This window comes from Plantactinospora sp. WMMC1484, from assembly GCF_049315195.1.
In the GTDB taxonomy this organism is placed as follows: Bacteria; Actinomycetota; Actinomycetes; order Mycobacteriales; family Micromonosporaceae; genus Plantactinospora.
The window spans coordinates 5,779,750-5,798,697 of sequence record NZ_CP186055.1; the positions used below are offsets into that span (position 1 = coordinate 5,779,750).

Annotated in this window: 13 protein-coding genes; 3 read left to right on the forward strand and 10 right to left on the reverse strand. The window is 69.6% G+C overall.

The features are described 5' to 3' along the window. Positions 1 to 193: 193 nt before the first annotated feature. Positions 194 to 988 (forward strand): hypothetical protein, encoded by a 795-nt coding sequence (locus ACN28C_RS25065; protein WP_422774798.1) that lies wholly within the window; start codon positions 194 to 196, stop codon positions 986 to 988. Here the strand turns inward: ACN28C_RS25065 and ACN28C_RS25070 are convergent. The 8 genes from ACN28C_RS25070 to ACN28C_RS25105 form a co-directional block, all read right to left on the reverse strand. Continuing rightward, positions 963 to 1,931 carry an acyl-CoA desaturase gene (locus tag ACN28C_RS25070; protein WP_422769979.1) on the reverse strand — a complete coding sequence of 323 codons (969 nt, stop codon included), beginning with the start codon at positions 1,929 to 1,931 and terminating at the stop codon, positions 963 to 965. The genes ACN28C_RS25065 and ACN28C_RS25070 overlap by 26 nt on opposite strands. A gap of 288 nt (positions 1,932 to 2,219) precedes the next feature. Next, the gene (locus ACN28C_RS25075) at positions 2,220 to 6,272 is read right to left on the reverse strand and encodes a tetratricopeptide repeat protein (protein ID WP_422769980.1); all 4,053 of its coding nucleotides are present in this window, start codon (positions 6,270 to 6,272) and stop codon (positions 2,220 to 2,222) included. 350 nt (positions 6,273 to 6,622) lie between these two features. Beyond that, positions 6,623 to 7,885, reverse strand: a complete 1,263-nt coding sequence (locus ACN28C_RS25080) for a peptidoglycan recognition protein family protein (protein WP_422769981.1) — start codon at positions 7,883 to 7,885, stop codon at positions 6,623 to 6,625. A gap of 113 nt (positions 7,886 to 7,998) precedes the next feature. Beyond that, positions 7,999 to 9,204 (reverse strand): M23 family metallopeptidase, encoded by a 1,206-nt coding sequence (locus ACN28C_RS25085; protein WP_422769982.1) that lies wholly within the window; start codon positions 9,202 to 9,204, stop codon positions 7,999 to 8,001. 46 nt (positions 9,205 to 9,250) lie between these two features. Further along, a complete protein-coding gene (locus tag ACN28C_RS25090) occupies positions 9,251 to 10,504 on the reverse strand; it encodes a hypothetical protein (protein ID WP_422769983.1) in 1,254 nt (417 codons plus the stop codon). Positions 10,505 to 10,635: 131 nt separating this feature from the next. Then, positions 10,636 to 13,038 (reverse strand): ATP-binding protein, encoded by a 2,403-nt coding sequence (locus tag ACN28C_RS25095; RefSeq protein ID WP_422769984.1) that lies wholly within the window; start codon positions 13,036 to 13,038, stop codon positions 10,636 to 10,638. Positions 13,039 to 13,848: 810 nt separating this feature from the next. Continuing rightward, positions 13,849 to 14,961: a glycerophosphodiester phosphodiesterase gene (locus ACN28C_RS25100; protein WP_422769985.1), complete on the reverse strand. Its 1,113-nt coding sequence runs from the start codon at positions 14,959 to 14,961 to the stop codon at positions 13,849 to 13,851. A 157-nt stretch (positions 14,962 to 15,118) separates the two neighbouring features. Next, positions 15,119 to 15,721 carry a PadR family transcriptional regulator gene (locus ACN28C_RS25105; protein WP_422769986.1) on the reverse strand — a complete coding sequence of 201 codons (603 nt, stop codon included), beginning with the start codon at positions 15,719 to 15,721 and terminating at the stop codon, positions 15,119 to 15,121. 53 nt (positions 15,722 to 15,774) lie between these two features. Here ACN28C_RS25105 and ACN28C_RS25110 point away from each other — a divergent pair, with 53 nt between their 5' ends. Continuing rightward, positions 15,775 to 16,551, forward strand: coding sequence for a DUF998 domain-containing protein (locus tag ACN28C_RS25110; RefSeq protein WP_422769987.1), 777 nt, complete (start codon positions 15,775 to 15,777; stop codon positions 16,549 to 16,551). Positions 16,552 to 16,583: 32 nt separating this feature from the next. On the opposite strand, the gene ACN28C_RS25115 is transcribed toward ACN28C_RS25110, so the two are convergent. Then, entirely contained in the window at positions 16,584 to 17,009 is a 426-nt protein-coding gene (locus ACN28C_RS25115) for a nitroreductase/quinone reductase family protein (RefSeq protein ID WP_422769988.1), read from the reverse strand. Beyond that, positions 17,006 to 17,785, reverse strand: a complete 780-nt coding sequence (locus ACN28C_RS25120; protein WP_422769989.1) for an SDR family NAD(P)-dependent oxidoreductase — start codon at positions 17,783 to 17,785, stop codon at positions 17,006 to 17,008. The genes ACN28C_RS25115 and ACN28C_RS25120 overlap by 4 nt, the downstream gene beginning before the upstream one ends. A gap of 106 nt (positions 17,786 to 17,891) precedes the next feature. On the opposite strand from ACN28C_RS25120, the gene ACN28C_RS25125 reads away from it, so the two are divergent. Further along, the gene (locus ACN28C_RS25125) at positions 17,892 to 18,509 is read left to right on the forward strand and encodes a TetR/AcrR family transcriptional regulator (protein ID WP_422769990.1); all 618 of its coding nucleotides are present in this window, start codon (positions 17,892 to 17,894) and stop codon (positions 18,507 to 18,509) included. Positions 18,510 to 18,948 lie beyond the last annotated feature (439 nt).

The window sequence follows — 18,948 nt, forward strand, 5'->3', positions numbered from 1 at the left end:
TAGGGTGCCCCTCAGCCGCGCGGACGGACGCATGTCCGACAGTCCGCTGACTGGCGAGTCAGGAGTCGAAAGTGGTATCCGGTCAGCCATCCCCCGACCCGCGGGAGCATCGGCACGTCGCCGACCTCGCCGTCGCGGCGGCTGAGCACGGCGTCACGGCGGCTGAGCACGGTGGCGGCACGTGCGGGTGACGATGGCGACTGCCCCGGCACACCCCGGCCGGGTGAACGAGGACTTCACCGGCGCCCTGCCCACGGCGGCGGTACTGGTCGACGGCGCCGGCATCCCGGGTGCCGACGCGATCTGCCGGCACGGGGTGGCCTGGTACGCCAGTCGCCTGGGCGCCGCCCTCCTCGGCCTGCTGGCGCGCCTGCCGGAGCACAGCCTGCCGGCACTGCTCGCCGAGGCGATCGAGCAGGTGACGGCGGCTCACCGCGACACCTGCGACGTCGCCGACCCGATCAGTCCGTCGGCGACGGTGGCGCTGCTGCGCGTCACCGGCGTTCTCGCCGAGCACCTGGTGCTCGGCGACTCCGTCGTCCTGCTCGACCGGGCCGGCGGCGCGCCGCTGGTCGTCTCCGACCCCCGCGAGGTGGTCGTCGCCCGGCCCTACGAGACCGCGCTCAGGGCCACCGTCGAGGGCGGCGAGGAGCACCGGCGCCTGCTGCGGGAACTGCGCGCCAACCGGAACCGGCCGGGCGGCTTCTGGGTCGCCAAGGACGACCCGCAGGCGGCGGAGGAGGCGGTGACCGGTCGTTCGCCGGTTTCCGAGCTGTCCGGTGCCGTCCTGCTCAGCAACGGCGCCAGCCGCATCGTCGACCGGTTGCACCTGACGGACTGGCCGGGGGTGCTGACAATGCTGGCGGCGGGTGGGCCCGCCGAGGTCATCGACCGGGTGCGGCGGGCGGAGGCGCAACAGGCGATGGCGGCGGACGACGCGACGATCACACACTGCACCGATCTCAGTGCGGCGCTCCGGCGGCGCTGAGCCGGGCCAGCCGGGCCGGGGTGGGCCAGCGCACGTCGTACGCCTGGCCGGTCTTCTCGAGCAGCCAGATGACCCGGGCAGAGATGTCGATCTGGCCGGGGCGTACGCCGTGCCGGGCGCAGGTGGGGTCGGCGTGGTGCAGGTTGTGCCACGACTCGCCCATGCTGAGGATCGCCAGCGGCCAGACGTTCGCCGACCGGTCACGGGCGGCGAACGGCCGCTCGCCGATCATGTGGCAGATCGAGTTCACCGACCAGGTCACGTGATGCAGCAGCGTTACCCGGACCAGCCCGGCCCAGAAGAACGCGGTCACAGCGCCCCACCACGACCAGGTGATGAGGCCGCCCATCACCGCCGGCGCGACCAGCGTGACCACCGTGCAGAGGCCGAAGAGGCGGTGCACCGTCCGGATGTCCCGGTCCGCGAGCAGGTCGGGCACGAAGCGCGCCTGGTTGGTCAACTTCCGGTCGAGCACCCAGCCGAGGTGCGCATGCCAGAAGCCGCGCACCAGCGCGACCGGCGAGGTGCCGAAGAGCCAGGGCGAGTGGGGATCACCCTCCCGGTCGGAATAGGCGTGGTGCCGCCGGTGGTCCGCGACCCAGTGCAGGATCGGGCCCTGCACGGCCATGCTCCCGGCCAGCGCCAGCGCGATCCGCGTGCCGCGGCGCGTCTTGAAGGAGCCGTGCGTGAAATAGCGGTGGTAGCCGACGGTGGCGCCCAGGCAGGTGAAGACGTACCAGCCTGCCGTCAGGGCGACGTCCACCCAGGTAAGTCCCCAGCCCCACGCGAAGGGGACGGCGGCGACCAACGCCAGGAACGGCACGATCACGAAGAGGTAGACCGACACGTGTGCCGGCAGCGGACGCCGCCCGCCGATCAGGTTCTTCGCGCCCCGTCCGGCCTGGGGCGGTGGTTGCTCGCTGGCAGCAGCGTCCGACGGCATCGCATCCTCGCCTCAGTTCGCCCCGTACGTACGGCCCAGGCGGTCGATGTGGTCGAGCCGGGCCGAGGCGACGAGTGCCGGTGAGACCCTCGACGTCGACCACCTGAACCACACCACAGCCTGAGCAGGACCGTAGCCGGGTTGGAGAACCGGCACCTCGCCAGCAGACGAATCGCTTCCGCACGCCGGATTAACCCGCGTCGGTAGGACGACACCGAGCCTTCGCACCGAGCCTTCGCACCGTGCCCAACTCACTGTCCAGCCGCCCTCAGGCGACCGCGGCCCTCATTATCGCTCCGGCGCGTCGGCCTGTTCCTGAACCGCGCCGACGCGGGCCGCCTGGTCCACCGAGATCTCGACCAGCCGGTCCCGAAGGGTCGTCTCGACCATCAGCGTCTCGTCCAGCCGCACACGTACGGTACGGGCCACCACCTCCGACGAGGGTCGCGCCTTGTCCTGCCGAAGGCCAAGGTAGACCGACCACACCAACGACGCGATGCTGACGACGAGGTTCGCGACGTCCATCGGCTCCAGATATCGGTCGGTGTCCCGGTTCTCCTGCGCGCTCAGTGCGGCCTCGACCTCGCTTACCAGATCCTGGCCGTACTCGGCGGAGAGTTGCTGCGCCGCGGCACGGGCGATCTGATCGATCGGATCGGCCATGGGGCTCTGATCACCTCCCGTGGAAACCTGCGCCGCGCTGATGAGTTCACGCACGGCCTCGGGAACAGTCTCGCCGGTCACCGCAAGCCAGGCGCGGTCCAGAGATCCGGGGTCGACCCGCGCGGCGATTCTGGCCAGGTTCGCCAGGCCCGGTCCGGTCGACGGCCGGGCCTCGCTCCCGGACACGATCACGGAGCGGACGAGCCATTCCAGCGCCTGCTGCCGGTCACCGCGAACCTCGGCGAGCAGGCCGAGCTGGCCGTAGGAGAAGGCTGTCCCGGGCCGGTCCCCCAGTTCCTCCTCAATCGCCAGCGACCGGCGGTACCACTGCTCCGCCTCGTCGAAGTGCCGGTCGTGCGCCTGGGCGATGATTCCGAGCTGGAAGTAGGTCTTCGCCATCAGGGTCCGGTCGCCAAGCTCCTCCGAAATCGCCAGGGACCTGTGGTACCAGAGCCTCGCCTCGTGCCACCGTTCGCGGTGTCCCTCGATGACGCCGAGTTCGTGGTAGCTGGACGCCATGCCGGGGCGGTCCTGGAGTTCTCGCCAGATGGCGAGCGAGCCGTGCTGCCAGGCCTCCGCCTCCGCGGTCCGGTTCCGCCGGGCGGCGAGCACGCCCAGCGAGTGGAGGCAGACGGCCGAGCCGCGGCGGTCACCGACCTGGTCCAGCAACGCCAGGGTCCGTCGGCGCCACGTCTCCGCCTCGTCCCAGCGCCCGCGGAGTGTCGCGACACCGCCGAGGAGGTCCCACGTCCTGGCCATGTTCGCGCGGTCGCCCGGCGGGCCCGCGACCGAGAGCGCCTGGCGGGCCCACTTCTCGGCCTCGTCAGCTCGTTGCCGGAGGAGCGCGATCTGGCCCAGTTGGCGGTAGGCGACCGCGAGCCGGTCCCGATGTTGTGGTGCCGCCGGATCCGCCGTCAGTTGCTCGCACATGGTGGTGAATACCTGTTCGGCGTGGTCCAGGTGGCCGGCGTCCATATCCCGGATACCTTGCGCGTTCATGAAGTAGAGCCACAACGCTCCGGCGGGGGTGGCAGGTCCGGGTGGAGTACCCGCGGCGTCCTCCAGCGTCAGCCGGACCCGGTCGGTCCAGCGCCGTGCCTCGTCGACGAGGCCCCGGCTCCCCCAGTACCGGTCGAGCGGGTCGGCGACGGCGTACGCGTGGTTCCACATCTCGTGGCGGAGTGCGTAGCTCAGTAGGCTGCCGAGAGTACGGCGCTGATCGCCGACGATCGCGAGGGCCGTCCTGGCGTCGCCGGAGTCGATCTGGTCGCGCAGCCAGCCTCCGAACCGGGCGTGTGCTTCCAGCAGCGCCCGCTCGGCGGCCGCCCGCTCGGCGGGGTACCCGGTCGGGTCGTCAGCCTGCCAGAGCTGCGCGGCGAACGCCGGCAGGGCGGGGTGGATCCGGTACTCGCCAGCGGTCATGGTCCGCAGCAACCCGAGCCGGGCGGCCTCTTCGAGGGCGTCCCGCCAGGCTTCGGCCGGGTAGCCCGCGAACCGGCCCGGCACACCCTCGGTCACCGAGAAGGCGCCGAGGACGTCGACGTCGGCTACGCCGTACAGGAGAGTGAGCACGACCAGCATCTGCCGGGTCGGCTGGCTCAGATGAGCGACCGAGTAGGTGACGCTGGTGTCGAGGGACGTGGTCCGGGTGTCGCCGTACCCGGTGGGCAGGGGCACGGTGCCGGTCAGCGCGGCCAACAGGTCGGCCGGCTCCGTACTCTCCAGGTGTGGCAGCACGAGGCGCATGCACAGCGGATGGCCGTCGAGCCACGTCATCAGATCGACGAAGGCAGGTAGTGCACGCCGGGGCCGCGCCGCCGGGTACGGCGCGAGCACCTGGTCGGCGTATTCGACGGCTTCGGCGGGGGTGAGGCCGGCAACGGCGATCCGCCGGACCGGGCCCAACCACGGCTCCTCGGTCCGGCTGGTGATGATCACCGCGCTGGCACCGGAGGCGCCGACCCGGTCCAGGAACGATCGCATCTCCGCCTGCTCGGCCGCGTCCAGGGCCGGTGTGGCGCCGGTCGGGTCGGGCATCGTCCGTACGGATTCGAAGTTGTCCCAGACGAGCAGGAGCCGGCGGGTGGTCAGTAGCTCGATGACGACCTCTCGTCGCTTCGAGTCCTCCAGGCGGGCGAACTCGGCGCCGAAGACCTGCAGGCCGATCGCGGCGACGACGCTGTCGAGCCCGAAGCTGGCGACGCCGGGTTCGAACGAGTGCCAGACGACCAGCGACGGGTGGGCCACCCCGCCGGTGGCCCGCCACCAGCGACCGAACGCCTTGGCGAGTTCGGTCTTGCCGGTGCCTCCTGCGCCGTGCAGGACGACCACACCCTGCCACCGGAGCGCCTGCTCCAGCGTGTAGATGAGGCTGTCCCGGCCGACGAACTGGTCTACCGCGGCCAGCGGACCGCGCCGGTCGTCTCCGTCGGCCTGGTCGGCGCGAAGCTGGTCCAGTACCGCGTCCAGGGAGAGCGGGGCGTCGCGGTTGACGCGCAGATCCGGGAAGCGTACGTCCCGACGGGTGTAGTGGACGGGAACCATCCAGTCGGCCAGCGGGATCGGGCCCCGGGCGCTGGGCCGCTCGTTGCGCTGGGCGAGCCGCCGCCGGCCGGCGGCAACTGCCTCGCCGACTCCGCCGCCGGTGAAGAGCCGCTCGTACAACTCGGTCATGAACTCGGCGGCGGCGACCGCGTACACGGCGTACGCCATCGCCACCACACTGGCCGCGCCCTCCTGGAGGAGCCGGGTGGCGACCGCCGTCTCGAGTTCCTTCCCGACGGCTCCGGACTGGCACGCGTTCAGCACCACCACCGGGACGGCTCCCTCGGTGACCACCTGGGCGACCGTTGCCGCCGGTACGTCGTCACGTCCTCCGGTGGCGCTCTCGAAGAGCAGTACCGCCTGCTCCTGCCGCTGCTGCCCGGAGAGCGACGAACCCTTCTCGGTCCGCTCGCCCGGAGCGGCGAGCCCGTGGCCGTCGAAGTGGACGATGTGGAACGGCTCACCGGCCCGCCGGGCGTCGGTCAGCACCTGCCGGAGCCGGTCGATCGTCGGTGGACGGAGCACCACCAGGTCGACGGCGCCACGAACCGCCGCCAGTCGCTCCAGCAGAGGTCGGGCGATGATCCGGTACCCGATGTCGTCAGGGCCCGATGGACGCGAGATGACCATCAGCACGCGTAGCCGCTCTCCCGCGACCAGCAACGGATCGGCGAATCCGGCCCCCGGCAGAGCCCGGCTGATTCCCACCTGGTCGAGCGCCAACGGCGACGGTCGGTCGGGGTCGTGCATCAGCTCCCACGGCAGACGTAGCCACTCCGGCGCCGACGACCGCACGACGACCTCGACCGGTGCGTCGCGGGACCGGAGCCACCGGTACGCGGCGCCGGCCGCCTCCGAGCCGAAGATCATTGCGAAGCCGGCGTGCCCCCACGCCGCGATCTCGCCCGCCACCCGAGCGCCGTGATCGCCGTAGACCCCGTACGGGGTACGGAGATAGTCCTCCAGGTACCACCGCAGATCCGCCAGGGCCGAGGAATCCATCGGCCAGTCCACCACGGTCGGCGCGGCCACCGGCTCGGCCGGCTCCTCGCCGCCGGGCCAGATCGAGACGGAGATCCGGCCGCCCGCCGCGACCTCGATCAGCAGCCGGTCGGTCATGTCGCCGTCGGACACGCCACACACCTCACTGACAGCGACCTCCTCGACCACGGTGACAGGCTCCACCCTAGAACCGGACGGAATCCCGAACCGGCGCCGCACACGGCGCACACCGGGTCCTCCCGGAGTCCGGCGCGGGCTCTGGCCGTAGTCTCCGCAGCCCAAGCCGACTCAGCGGCCCAAGCCGACGCACCACTCGTGGGCCTCGTCGCCGCACGGCGCATCGAAGACCCCGCGGGCGCATCGAAGACCCGCGGGTGCATCGAAGACCCCGCGGGTGCGGACTCAGGACAAGCGCGGCAGGAGCCCGGACCGTGGCAGGTGCGTGAGCTCGGACGCACCCGCCACGGTCGGCGGTCGACGGTTCAGCGCCAGCGGCCGGAGAGGGGGACGTCGTCGAAGTTGCCGAAGACGATCGCGAGGTCGGCCGGAGCGTTGTCGTTACGGTTCTTCAGATAGAACGTCCGGTTACCGGGCCGGTACACACCGATCGTGTCGTACGGATCACCGTCCCAGTTGCCAGCCATCGGCACGTCACCGTCGTTGCCGAACACGAACGCACCATCGGCATTGCCGGAACTGTTGCTGTTCTTCAGATAGAAGGTGCGGTTACCCGGCCGGTACATGCCGATCGTGTCGACACCGTCACCGTCCCAGTCGCCGACGAGCGGGATGTCGCCGACATTACCGAACTGGAACACCAGGTCGGGGGCGCCGCTGTTGTCGTTCGAATTCTTGAGATAGAAGGTGCGGTTGTCCGGCCGGTACACACCGATCGTGTCGTAACCGTCACCGTTCCAGTCCCCCACGATCGGCACGTCACCCGAGTTACCGAAGACGAACGCGCCGTCCGCGTCACCGGAGCTGTTCCCGTTCTTCAGATAGAACGTCCGGTTATCCGGCCGGTAAACACCGATCGAATCAACACCGTCCCGGTTCCAGTCACCGGTCACCGGAACATCGCCCACACTGCCCAACCGAGCGGTCGCACCATTACGCAGATAGAACGTCGCATTGTCGGGCCGGTACACACCAATCTCGTCGGCACCGCGGCCGGCAAGACGGTTGGCCACGTCGCTGCGTAACTGCGGCAGCATGGCGTAGAAGCGGTCGCCGGGGCACTGGGTCGCGGAGAAGTCGCGGTGCCCGTAGATCTGGGTCGGCGCGATCCGGTACTGCTGGCACATGTACGCACAGAGGCCGACGAGCCGGTTGTAGAGGGTGGCCGGTGGTACCCCGTCGATGTACGTACCTTCGTTCTCGATGCCGATCGCCTGGTTGTTCTGGCCGGGGCAGTGGGTCCCCTCGACCATGCGGCTGCCCGCCTGGAGCGTGGGCAGGCTGTGGTGGCGCCCCTCGAGGATGTGCCCGCCGCGGCTGATCGTGAAGTGCTGTCCCGAGTCAGGCCAGCCACGGTCGTCCATGTGAAAGTTCTGGATGCTGCGGGCAAGGGCGTGGGCGTGCGCGACCGAGGTGTCGTTGCTGTTCGACCCCGCGGTGTGGTGGATGAGGATCTTGTTGGGATTGTTCGACAGAACGTTCAGCGGTCGTGGTGCCCGGGCTCCCCAGGCCGGGCAGGGAATGATGCCGGGCGCGGGAACGGCCGCGCCGGCCGGCTGGGCCGGCATGAGCAGCGGTGTCATGGCCAAACCGACCCCCGCCGCCGTCCCGCGCAGCAGCGAGCGCCGCGTCACCTGGTACGAAGGGACATCCATCGTGCCTCCTGTTCGAGGAGCTGTCGTCAGCGCCAGCGGCCGGAGAGGGGGACGTCGTCGAAGTTGCCGAAGACGATCGCGAGGTCGGCCGGAGCGTTGTCGTTACGGTTCTTCAGATAGAACGTCCGGTTACCGGGCCGGTACACACCGATCGTGTCGTACGGATCACCGTCCCAGTTGCCGGCCATCGGCACGTCACCGTCGTTGCCGAACACGAACGCACCATCGGCATTGCCGGAACTGTTGCTGTTCTTCAGATAGAAGGTGCGGTTACCCGGCCGGTACATGCCGATCGTGTCGACACCGTCACCGTCCCAGTCCCCCACCACCGGCACATCGCCCGAATTGCCGTACGAGAACACCACGTTGGCCACACCACTGTTGTCATTCGAGTTCTTCAGATAGAACGTCCGGTTGTCCGGCCGGTACACACCGATCGTGTCGTAACCGTCACCGTTCCAGTCCCCCACCACCGGCACGTCACCCGGATTACCGAAATAAAACGCACCGTCCGCATCACCGGAACTGTTCCCGTTCTTCAGATAAAACGTCCGGTTATCCGGCCGGTACACACCGATCGAATCAACACCGTCACGATTCCAGTCACCGGTCACCGGAACATCACCCACACTGCCCAACCGAGCGGTCGCACCATTACGCAGATAGAACGTCGCATTGTCGGGCCGATACACACCAATCTCGTCCGGACCGCTGCCACCGCCGCAGTTGCCGCTGGTGTGGGTGGCGGGCTCCGGGCTGTAGCGCAGCGCCACGCCGTCGATGACGATCCTCTGATTGACGTTGTTGAGCTCCTGCTCGTAGTGCAGGTGCGGCCCGGTGGACTGCCCGGTGCTGCCCACCTTGCCCAGTTCTCGTCCCGCAGCCACGGCCTGCCCCTGGCTGACGCTTATCGACTGCAGGTGGGCGACCAGCGTGGTCCAGCCTCCGCCGTGGGACACGCGCACGTAGTTGCCGTAGCCGGCGTCGTTGTGGACGGTCTGGGTCACCGTACCGGCGGCAGAGGCGAGTGCCGGCGTACCGAGGTCGGCACTTCCCGGAAGATTGAAGTCGATGGCGTTGGTCACCTCTGTCGAATGGTGGTAGTACTGGCGCTGCTGGCCGCAGGGCCAGGGCGCACGGAAGTTCGGGGCGGCTGCGGCCGGTGCGGCGGCGACGGCACTGCCAGCCGCCACGGCGAGGCCGATGAGGACGGAAGCCAAAGTCTTGCGCACGACGCTCCTTTGTGAACTTTATCCGAGATCGGTATCGGGATCGGGTTCAGCGCCAGCGGCCGGAGAGGGGGACGTCGTCGAAGTTGCCGAAGACGATCGCGAGGTCGGCCGGAGCGTTGTCGTTACGGTTCTTCAGATAGAACGTCCGGTTACCGGGCCGGTACACACCGATCGTGTCGTACGGATCACCGTCCCAGTTGCCAGCCATCGGCACGTCACCGTCGTTACCGAACACGAACGCACCATCGGCATTGCCGGAACTGTTGCTGTTCTTCAGATAGAAGGTGCGGTTACCCGGCCGGTACATGCCGATCGTGTCGACACCGTCACCGTCCCAGTCCCCCACCACCGGCACATCGCCCGAATTGCCGTACGAGAACACCACGTTGGCCACACCACTGTTGTCATTCGAGTTCTTAAGATAGAACGTCCGGTTGTCCGGCCGGTACACACCGATCGTGTCGTAACCGTCACCGTTCCAGTCCCCCACCACCGGCACGTCACCCGGATTACCGAAATAAAACGCACCGTCCGCATCACCGGAACTGTTCCCGTTCTTCAGATAAAACGCCCGGTTATCCGGCCGGTACACACCGATCGAATCAACACCGTCACGATTCCAGTCACCGGTCACCGGAACATCACCCACACTGCCCAACCGAGCGGTCGCACCATTACGCAGATAGAACGTCGCATTGTCGGGCCGATACACACCAATCTCGTCCGGAGCGCCGGCACGGGCCTCGGCGAGCAACTGCCGCGCCTTGGTCTCGGCCTGGTCGTACCGCTCCGGATGGGCCGAGCGCTGCACCCGCTGCGCGATCTGCCCGGCGGTGCAGGCGGCACAGTTGCGGTCCTCGACGACGGCACGGTCGAGGAACCTGTTGGTCGCGTAGCGGACATCCATGATCTGCGCCGGGGTGCCCCAGCCCTGACTCGGCCGCTGCTGGAAGACACCCAGGGAGTCCGCGTCGCCGCACGGCAGGTTGTTCATGTGCGACTCGACCCAGCCTGCCTCGAAGGTGGCCAGCATGACCCGGGCAGACACGCCCCGGCCGGAGGCGACCTGGTAGACGATGCGGATGACGTTCGGGTCGTGGGTGGAGGGGATGGACGGGCAGGCGAAGGTGCCGATCGGTTCCTCGGCCGCGGCTGCCGGCGTCGGCGCCATGATCACTGTCCACGCCGCAACAACCGCCGTCAGCGGGATCAGCCGCCGCCAGCAGGAGCCGAGCCTGAACCCGTTCATGAAATTTCCTCTCGGACGAAGGAGGCAGCATCCATCGACATCCATCGACATCCATCGACGACCTGAGCGGGGGAAGGGCGGAGGCTGCGAGTGCGGCCAAAGTATGTCCATGACCGGCCGCGGGTACGAGGCAGCGGACCGGCAAGGGGCCGGCATTCTCCCCGCACCGGCAATGCGGGCGGTCAGCTCGGCTCTGCGATCTCCCCGAGGCGGCGCCGGATCTCGCCGGCCTCCCGCTCGTCGCTGGCGTCCAGGATCGTCAGGGCCTGCTGCCACGCCAACCGGGCGGCCGCGAGGTCGCCGGTCGCCCGGTGCAGGTCGCCGAGCCGGACCAGCGTGTCCGCCTCGCTGGACCGGTCACCCAGCTCCCGGTAGAGCGCCAACGCCCGCTGGTAGGCGCTGTCGGCGGCGGTCTGCTGGCCGAGATGGTGGTAGGCGTAGCCGATACTGTCCCAGGTGTCCGCCTCGCCGAACCGGTCGCCGGTCCGCCGGTGACGCGCCATCGCCCGCAGGCAGTACCGCAGGCACCTGTCGAAGTCGCCGAGATGCGCGTGGTACCAGCCGATCGAGTTGAGCGTGCGGGCCTGCCCCGCCTCGTCGTCTCCTGCCTCGAAGAGCGGCATCGCCCTGTGCAGCTCGGCGATCGCGTCGTCGTGGCGGCCGTCCCGAGCCATCACCCAGGCATGGTTACGGTGGGTATGCGCCAGGGAGCCGATCAGCTCGAGTCTCCGGTACGCCGCGATCGCGTACCCGAAGTTCCGCTCGGCCGCCGTGGTGTCGCCCAGCCGTGCCTGCACCTGGGCGAGACTGCGGCGACAGTGCGCCCGGACCAGGTCGTCGCCGACGCGGTCCGCGGTGTCCAGAGCCTGCTCGGCGACGGCCAGCCAGGCCTGCCACAGCGCCGCTCGACGGTCCCAGAAGTCGAGCATCGTCCACACGAGCCGCCAGACATGCTCGGTGAAGCCCTCCCTGACGGCCACCGACACCAGCGCGAGGATCGTCGGATGCTCGGCGGTGAACCAGGCCACCGCCGTGTGCAGATCGACGATGTCGGCACAGATGGTCCCGTCGGCGGCCGGGGCCAGCGTGATCGTCTCACGATGCGGGTCGAGCTGCAGGGCCGCGCGGTAGGCGGTGTGCAGATAGTGGTCGAGCAGGCGGAGCGTTGCCGCGCGGCGGGCCGCCGGCGAGTCCACCAGGTCGACCAGCTCGGTCGCGAAGACGTGCAGCAGGCTGTAGCAGGTGTACCGGCCGGGACGGTGCTCGTCGAGAAGGTTGGCAACGGCCAGCTCGCGCAGCAGTGCCGCCGCCCGGGCAGCGTCGATTCCCGCCAGGCTGGCCGCTGCGGACCTGCCCACCTCGGCACCGGGGTGCAGGCCCAGGAGCCGGAAGAGCCGGGCCGCCTCGGCATCCAGCGACTGGTACGACCACGACATGACCGCCCGCACGTCGGCGATCGCGTCAGGCCCGCCGAGGTGGTCCAGCCGGCCGCGTACGTCACGCAGCTCGGCCGCCAGGTCGGCGAGGGCGAAGCCGCGATGGGTCGCCGCGCGGGCGGCCACGATGGACAGGGCCAGCGGCAGCCGCGCACAGAGCCGTACGATCTCCGCCGCCGCCTCCGGTTCGGCCCGCACCCGCTGCTGGCCCAGCCGGCGGTACAGCAGCAGGTGGCTGTCGGCCTCGTTGAGCTGACGGAGCGTCATCGGGTGGGCGGCCTCCACCGCGACCAGGCTCATGAGATTGTTACGGCTGGTCACCACGACCGCCACGGTGCTGCTGCCGGGCAGCAGCGGCCGTACGTGCTCGGCGTCCGCCGCGTTGTCCAGCACCAACAGCACCCGGCGGTCCGCCAGCACCCGCCGATACAGCTCCAACTGCGCGTCGAGGGTGGGCGGCATCCGCTGCGGAGGTATGCCGAGCGCCTCGATCAGGCCGCGGACCGCCTCACCGGGCTCCATCCGCACCCCTGTGGGGTGGAACCCGCGCAGGTTCACGTAGAACTGACCACCGGGGAAGCGCTCCGCGACCCGCTGCCCCCAGTGCACTGCCAGCGCCGTCTTGCCCACCCCGGCCGAGCCCAGGACAGCCACGACCGGCATCGGCCCCCCACCGGCCGCGTCGAGCAACCCGTCCAGCTCACGCATCTCGTCCGCCCGCCCGGCGAAACTCGCGATGGCCGCCGGCAGGCGTCCCGGTGGGGCGGCCGGCATCGGCGACCACGTCGGCCCGCTCTGCCGTACGGGCGCCGCCGGTGCGGGTGGAAGCTGGGCGTCGGCCGCGGCGTCCAACCGCTGGCGGTCGTCCGCGTCCAGACCGAGGCTGTCGGCGAGCCGGCGCACCGAGTTGAACCGCAGCCGGGCAGCACCGTCCCTCTCGGCGTTGCGCACCGTCCGCACGCTCAGCCCGGACCGGTCGGCGACCTCCTCCTGGGTGAGACGGGCGCGGTGCCGGTAGCGGCGCAGCAGGATCGCGAAGGTGTCCACCGAACCGGAGCCGCTGCGGGCGCCGGCGTCACCGCCGTCGAAGCCGGCGCCGCCATTGTCGGTCTGCTCTGGTCGATACGACGAATGAGGAGGAAAACGCATCGTCGCCCCCGCTGAACCCGCGGCCGGACCCTTTGACCCGGCGGGAAGAGGCTATCGCGCCTTCCTGCGGATCGCTACACGGCGCGATCGGCACCGGAATGCCGCCGTCCCGAGAAAGAGCGTCGACTTCCAGGTGGCAAGGGCTCCGGTGCCTCGCTCGGCCGCGTCTGCGAACCGTTCGACGGGACGTGAAGCCGAGTTGAAGCCTTCTGCTGCTTGGCTGGGTCGGTCCTTAGGGGAGATCCGACAGAGAGGGAAACGATGAAAATTGTGTCAAGCGTTGTGCTGCGGATGCGGGTGCTGCTTCTGGCGCTCGTAACGTTGTTCGCTTCGGCCGCCGCCGTGTCGCTGACGGTGACTCCGGCCAACGCCGCCCCTACCTCGGACGTCGGGGTCCTCTACACCTGCTCGCTCAACATCGTCAGCGCGACCAGGGCCAGCGTATCCTGCACCGACACCGGCAACACCAGGTACCGCGCGAGGGCTGAGTGCCGCAACGGTCGGGTCGCCTATGGGAGCTGGGTCTACGCCCGCAGCACCAGCACCGCGGACTGTGGTTCCTCCAACGTCACCCGATACGGGCCCCAGTTCGAGTGCGAGGTGGTGTGCGCTCCGAGCCCCGTGACCGAAGCGAGGTACGCGCGAGTCAGGTAGGAACCACGTCATGATCCGCGCCCTCCGATTGCTCGGCGTCGGAGGGCGCGGCGGGGTGTCCAACCGCCCCGCGGGCCTGCGGGGTGTCCAACCGCCCCGCAGGCCGGCGGGCGGGTACGCCTCCGCCGGTCAGGCGTCGACCGGCTTTCCCGCCGGTCAGGCCTCGGCCGACGCCTGCGCCGCACCGTCGCCGGGGAAGATCATCCTCTGGCCACCGGCGGTGACGCAGCCGCCCGGCCCGGTGATGAGTGTGGCGCCGTCCAAACGGTGCACCTGCCGGCCGGGGAGTCCGTAACCGTTGGCCGGGTTGACCAGACACGCCGTGCCGCCCTGCCGGGTCCAGGCCGACGACACCGGGCGGTCCAGGGCGTCGGCGGCGACGTCGACCTGGTTGGTCTGGAAGCCGTCGACCCCACGCGCGCGACCGGCCTGGATCTGCGCATACTCCTGGTCTGCGCCCTCGTCGTAGCTGTGCGGCACGGCGATGCCGCAACCGTCGTGGATGGCGGAGAGCCGTGGCGCGGTGAACGCCGCGAGTTCCGAGCCGAACGAGAAGTCCCTGCCCCTGGCGCGGTTGTAGAGTCCCTGCGGCGTCTCGATCCCGAGCAGGTTGTAGTTGAAGCGGGCGTCCGGGTCGACGCCCTGGATCGCGGAGATCAGCGGCACCTCGAGATCGCTGTAGTACTGCCAGATCGTCTTCTCCATCAGCCCGGCGGCGGCGACGGCGGTGGCCACCTCACGGTACGGTCCGCCGAGCAGGTGGAAGCTCTTGAACTCGATGTCCAGGCCCACACCGGCCTGCCCGGCTATCGCCAGGACCTCGGCGAAGGTCTGGTAGCGGGCCGGATCGAAGGCCGTGCCGGCCCAGCTTCCGGTCGCCGCGTTCCACGCCTTGAACTCGGCGAGGGTGACCTGGTGCAGTGCCCGCCCGTCGGGACCCGCGTCGTCGTGGAAGATGACCATGGTGCCGTCCCTGAGCCGACGCAGGTCGACCTCGATCACCGTGGCGCCGAACGCGATGGCGCTGCGGTAGGCCTCGGCGGTCTGCTGTGGAGCCAGGTTGGTGCCGCCACGGTGCGCGGAGAGGAACGGCACGGCGAGCGGCGGGCCGGGGTCCACCCCGGGCGGCCACGGAGAGTGCGTCGGGTTCGGCACGCAGACCGGGTCGGCCGCGTCGGTGGCGTGGGTGGCGCCGGCAGCGTGGGCGGCGGGACCGACTGCCGTGCCGGCAATCAGCACGGCCAGCAGCGCGACATTGAGGGTTCTCATTCAGTCGTTGTAGAGCGCAGCCGTGAACCGTCGATGAACGCGTCCCGAGGAGCGGCGCGGCCGGCCGTGAACCCTGAGCGGCCCGTTTCAGTCCGCCGCCTGTGTCAGTCCCGCCGCCTGTGTCAGTCCCGCCGCCTGGTTCAGTCCGCCGGCTGTTTCAGTCCGCCGGCTCGAACCCGCCCGGAACGCCGTCGCGAAACGGCCAGCTGATCCGCTCCGCCCGCAGGTCGTCCACCAGACCGCGTACGTAGCGCAGCTCGGCGTCGACGACCTGGCGCTGGTATTCCGCCTCGATGACGAAGAGCCGGGGCAGGAACCTCGCCACTTCGGCAATCTCCCGGTCCAGAGCCGCGAGCCGCTCCGCCTGCCGGGTCATCCGCAGGGTCAGCGCCTCGACCGCGTCCGCCGGGGAGAGGTTCGGCAGGAACGACAGGGCGGCGGGAAGCTCGGGGTATTCGGCGGCCGGGGTGGAGAGCATGGCGCGCAGCCAGTCGGCCAGGGTCACCCGACCGGCATCCGTGATCCGGTACGTCGTGCGCTCCGGCCGCCGCTCGGCACGCTCGGTCGAGGCGACCGCGACGAGACCGTCCCGGACCAGCCGCTGGATTGTCTGGTAGACGCTGTTGCGCTGGCTGACGTTGACCACGTCGTCCTTACGCCGCTCCTTGATCAGCTGCTGCATCCGGTACGCGTGCATCGGCTCCTCGGTGAGCATCGAGAGCACGGCCAGCGCGAGTACGGAGCGGCGCGGTGCGGACACCCGCCGAGCCTAACCGCCCGCTCGTTGATAGACATAAGATGTATAGTCATTCTATGACTATCTCCCCTCGCGTAGGTCTTCGCGGTTCTCGTCCACTGGCCGGGTGGCTCGCCCTCGGCGCCGTCGCCGGGCCGGTGTTGTTCACCCTCACCTGGCTCGTGCTCGGCGCCGTGAGCCCCGGCTACACCCTCTTCGGCCACCGGTTCACCGACTACTCGCCGATCAGCCAGCCGATCAGCGGGCTCGGGATGGGCGTGACCGCGCCGTACATGAACACCGCCTTCGTCGTCGGCGGGCTGCTGCTGGTCGTCGGCGTGGTCGGAGTGTTCGGCACCCTTCCGCCCGACCGGCCGGCACTGCGCCGCTGGTCGGTCGCGCTGCTGGCGTGCAGCGGGCTCGGTCAGGCCGTTTGTGGCATCTTCAATCTGGAGGCGGTGCTGCCGCACACCGTCGGCTTCGTCCTCGCCATCGGTACGCCGGTCCTCGGCTTCCTGGTCGCCGGCCGGTATCTCCGGGGCATCCCCGGGTGGCGAAGGTTCGGCAGCTGGCTGCTGCTGGGCAGCCCACTGACCCTGGTCCTGCTGGTCGCCTTCTTCGCCACGTTCCAGCCGACCGCCGACGGTGCGGAGCAGGGCGTCGCCGGACTGGTGCAGCGGCTCGGCATACTGGAGCTGCACGCCTGGTTCGTGGCGATGGGCTGGCTCGGGTACCGGCGTACCCCGGTCGACCGGGCGGCGGGGTTGACGGCGAACGACCCGGCGGACGCCTCCGCCGCTCTGCCGGAGAGGGACAGCCGCAGTGAGCCCGCGTCACCCAGATATACCGGGTGAGACGCGCGGGCGACATCCCGTGACCTACGACCTCAGTCGAAATGGATGCGCATCAGTCTGCTGTCAGCCCAGTCCGCCAACCTTGTCGGCCGTATGGTGCCGGGGTCATGGGGCTGGTTGAGGTCGTCGACGATGGCGGTGAGGACCGCCGCTCGTTCGGCCGGGTCGGTGACGGTGGTGGCGTGGGCCGGTAGGTCTGCCTTGACGCCGTTTTTCAGGTGGAAGGTGAAGGCGGGGTTCGCGCGTAGGTTTGCGTTCCAGCCGGTGGGGCCTCCTCCCGCGCCGCTGCACAGGTAGGTGGCGCCGTGGGCGCGGTAGAAGAAAATCTCGATGCGGCGGGGGCGTCCGGTGCGTCGCCCGGTGGTGGTGATGTCCACGATTCGTTCGCGGGTGCCTGCCGCGGGCGTGATCTCGATGGCCCGCCTGATCTCCGGTGGCAGTTGCGAGAGTGACGTCATGCGGCCTCGTCCTTCAGGGCGGGTCCGAGGAGCAGCCCGCCGTCGACGATGTGCTCGGCGCCGGTGATGAAGGCCGCCTGGGGCGAGGCGAGGAACAGCAGCGTTGCCGTGATGTCGGCGGGTTGTCCGAGCCGGGGGACGGCGAACGGCTCGGGAGAGTAGAAGTCGGCGATCGGGGCGTCGGCGCCGGCTGCGGGTTCGGTGATGAACGCGGTGGCGACGACGCCGGGGTGGATGGTGTTGACGCGGATGTTGTCGCGACCCAGTTCGAGGGCGGCGGTCTGGGTGAGCCCACGGACGGCCCACTTGCTGGCGACGTAGGGCGCGTAGAAGGCGGTGCCGCCGGTGCCCATGGTGGAGGCGATGTTGACGATGGCCCCGCCGCCCGCTCGCCGCAGCGCGGGTGCGGCGGCCTTGATGCCGAGGAACGTGCCGGTGAGGTTGATGTCGAGGATGCGGGTCCAGATGGCCTGGTCGGTGGACTCGATGAGGGCCGGCGGGTTCTGCACTCCGGCGTTGTTGACCAGGATGGTGAGCGCACCGAACGCTTCTTGGGTCGCCGCGACGGCGGAGGCCCACGACTTCTCGTCGGCGACGTCGAGGCGGACAAAAAGCGCTTTGTCCCCCAGTTCGGCGGCGAGGGCGGCGCCGCGCTCGGCGTTGATGTCGCCGATGACGACGTTGGCGCCCTCGGCGTGGAAGGCGCGTACGTGGCTGGCGCCTTGTCCACCGGTACCGCCGGTGACGAGAACGGTTTGCGAGGTGAAGCGGGACATGCGGTCCTCCGACAGCGAAGCGAATGGTGAGTCAAGCGACTCACCATGAGAACCGTACGTCACCGCGAGTGGTGAGTCAACCCACTCACCTCGCTATGATGGCCACATGACGACCTATCACCAGCGGGTGGCTCAGCAAAAGCGCGCGCTGATCGTGCAGGCCGCCACGCAACTCTTCCTCGAGCTGGGCTATGACCGGGCGTCGTTGGCACGCATCGCCGAGGAAGCCGGGGTGTCGAAGGCGACGTTGTTCAAGCAGTTCCCGACGAAGGCGGCCTTGTTCGATGCCATCGTCGTCGACTCCTGGGCCGGTGGTGATGACGCCGAGGTGCCGTCCGTGGGTGACCTGGCAGCAGGCCTGACCGCCCTCGGGCGGCATTATGCGGCGCTGTTGGGCCGGCCGGGAATGGTGGATCTGTTTCGCATCGTCATCGCCGAGTTGCCCCGCTTTCCTGAGCTGGCCAAGGCGCACTTCACAGAGGGCAAGCTGCCGTACTTCGAGACGGTTCGGACCTACCTCGTGGCTGAGCGCGACGCGGGGACGGCGGACGTCGCGGACCCGCAGATGGCCGCCACGCAGTTCCTTGGGATGATCTCCAACTACGTGTTCTGGCCGAGCCTGCTGGTCCCGGGATGGGCGGTGACCCCGGAGCGCGTGATCGCGGTGGTCGACGACGCCGTCCGCACCATGGTTGCGCGGTACGACCGGCATGGAAACCGCTAGAAACGGCAGCTCGGGGTCCAGGCAGACGCGCAGTCAACCGGGCCACGCAGTCAACCGGGCCGCGCAGCACGTAGACGATGTACGCCCGCAGAAGCTCCCGCTCGTCGGTGTCTCGTCGTGGCCGCCGATTGCCACGGCGCGCCGGATGCCTAGCACAATGGGCGGCTCCCGAAGACCCGCCCACAGAAAGGGCAGACGGGACCCTGGGATCGAAATTCATGCCCAACCCGGACCAGTATTGACGCCCAGAACCAGTGAGGATCGCCCCCGCGTGCGCGGGGAGCAGACGCAGCCGACATGGTCTCGCCACACGGCTTCGCCGGCCCCACCGAACTGCGCAGCCGCTTCCTCTACCCCGACGGCGTCGGCCAGGCGTGCCGATTCGTCGGCACGCTGCCGTAATAGGCTCCCCGCACCATCGCACGAGCCGAAAGGGTCC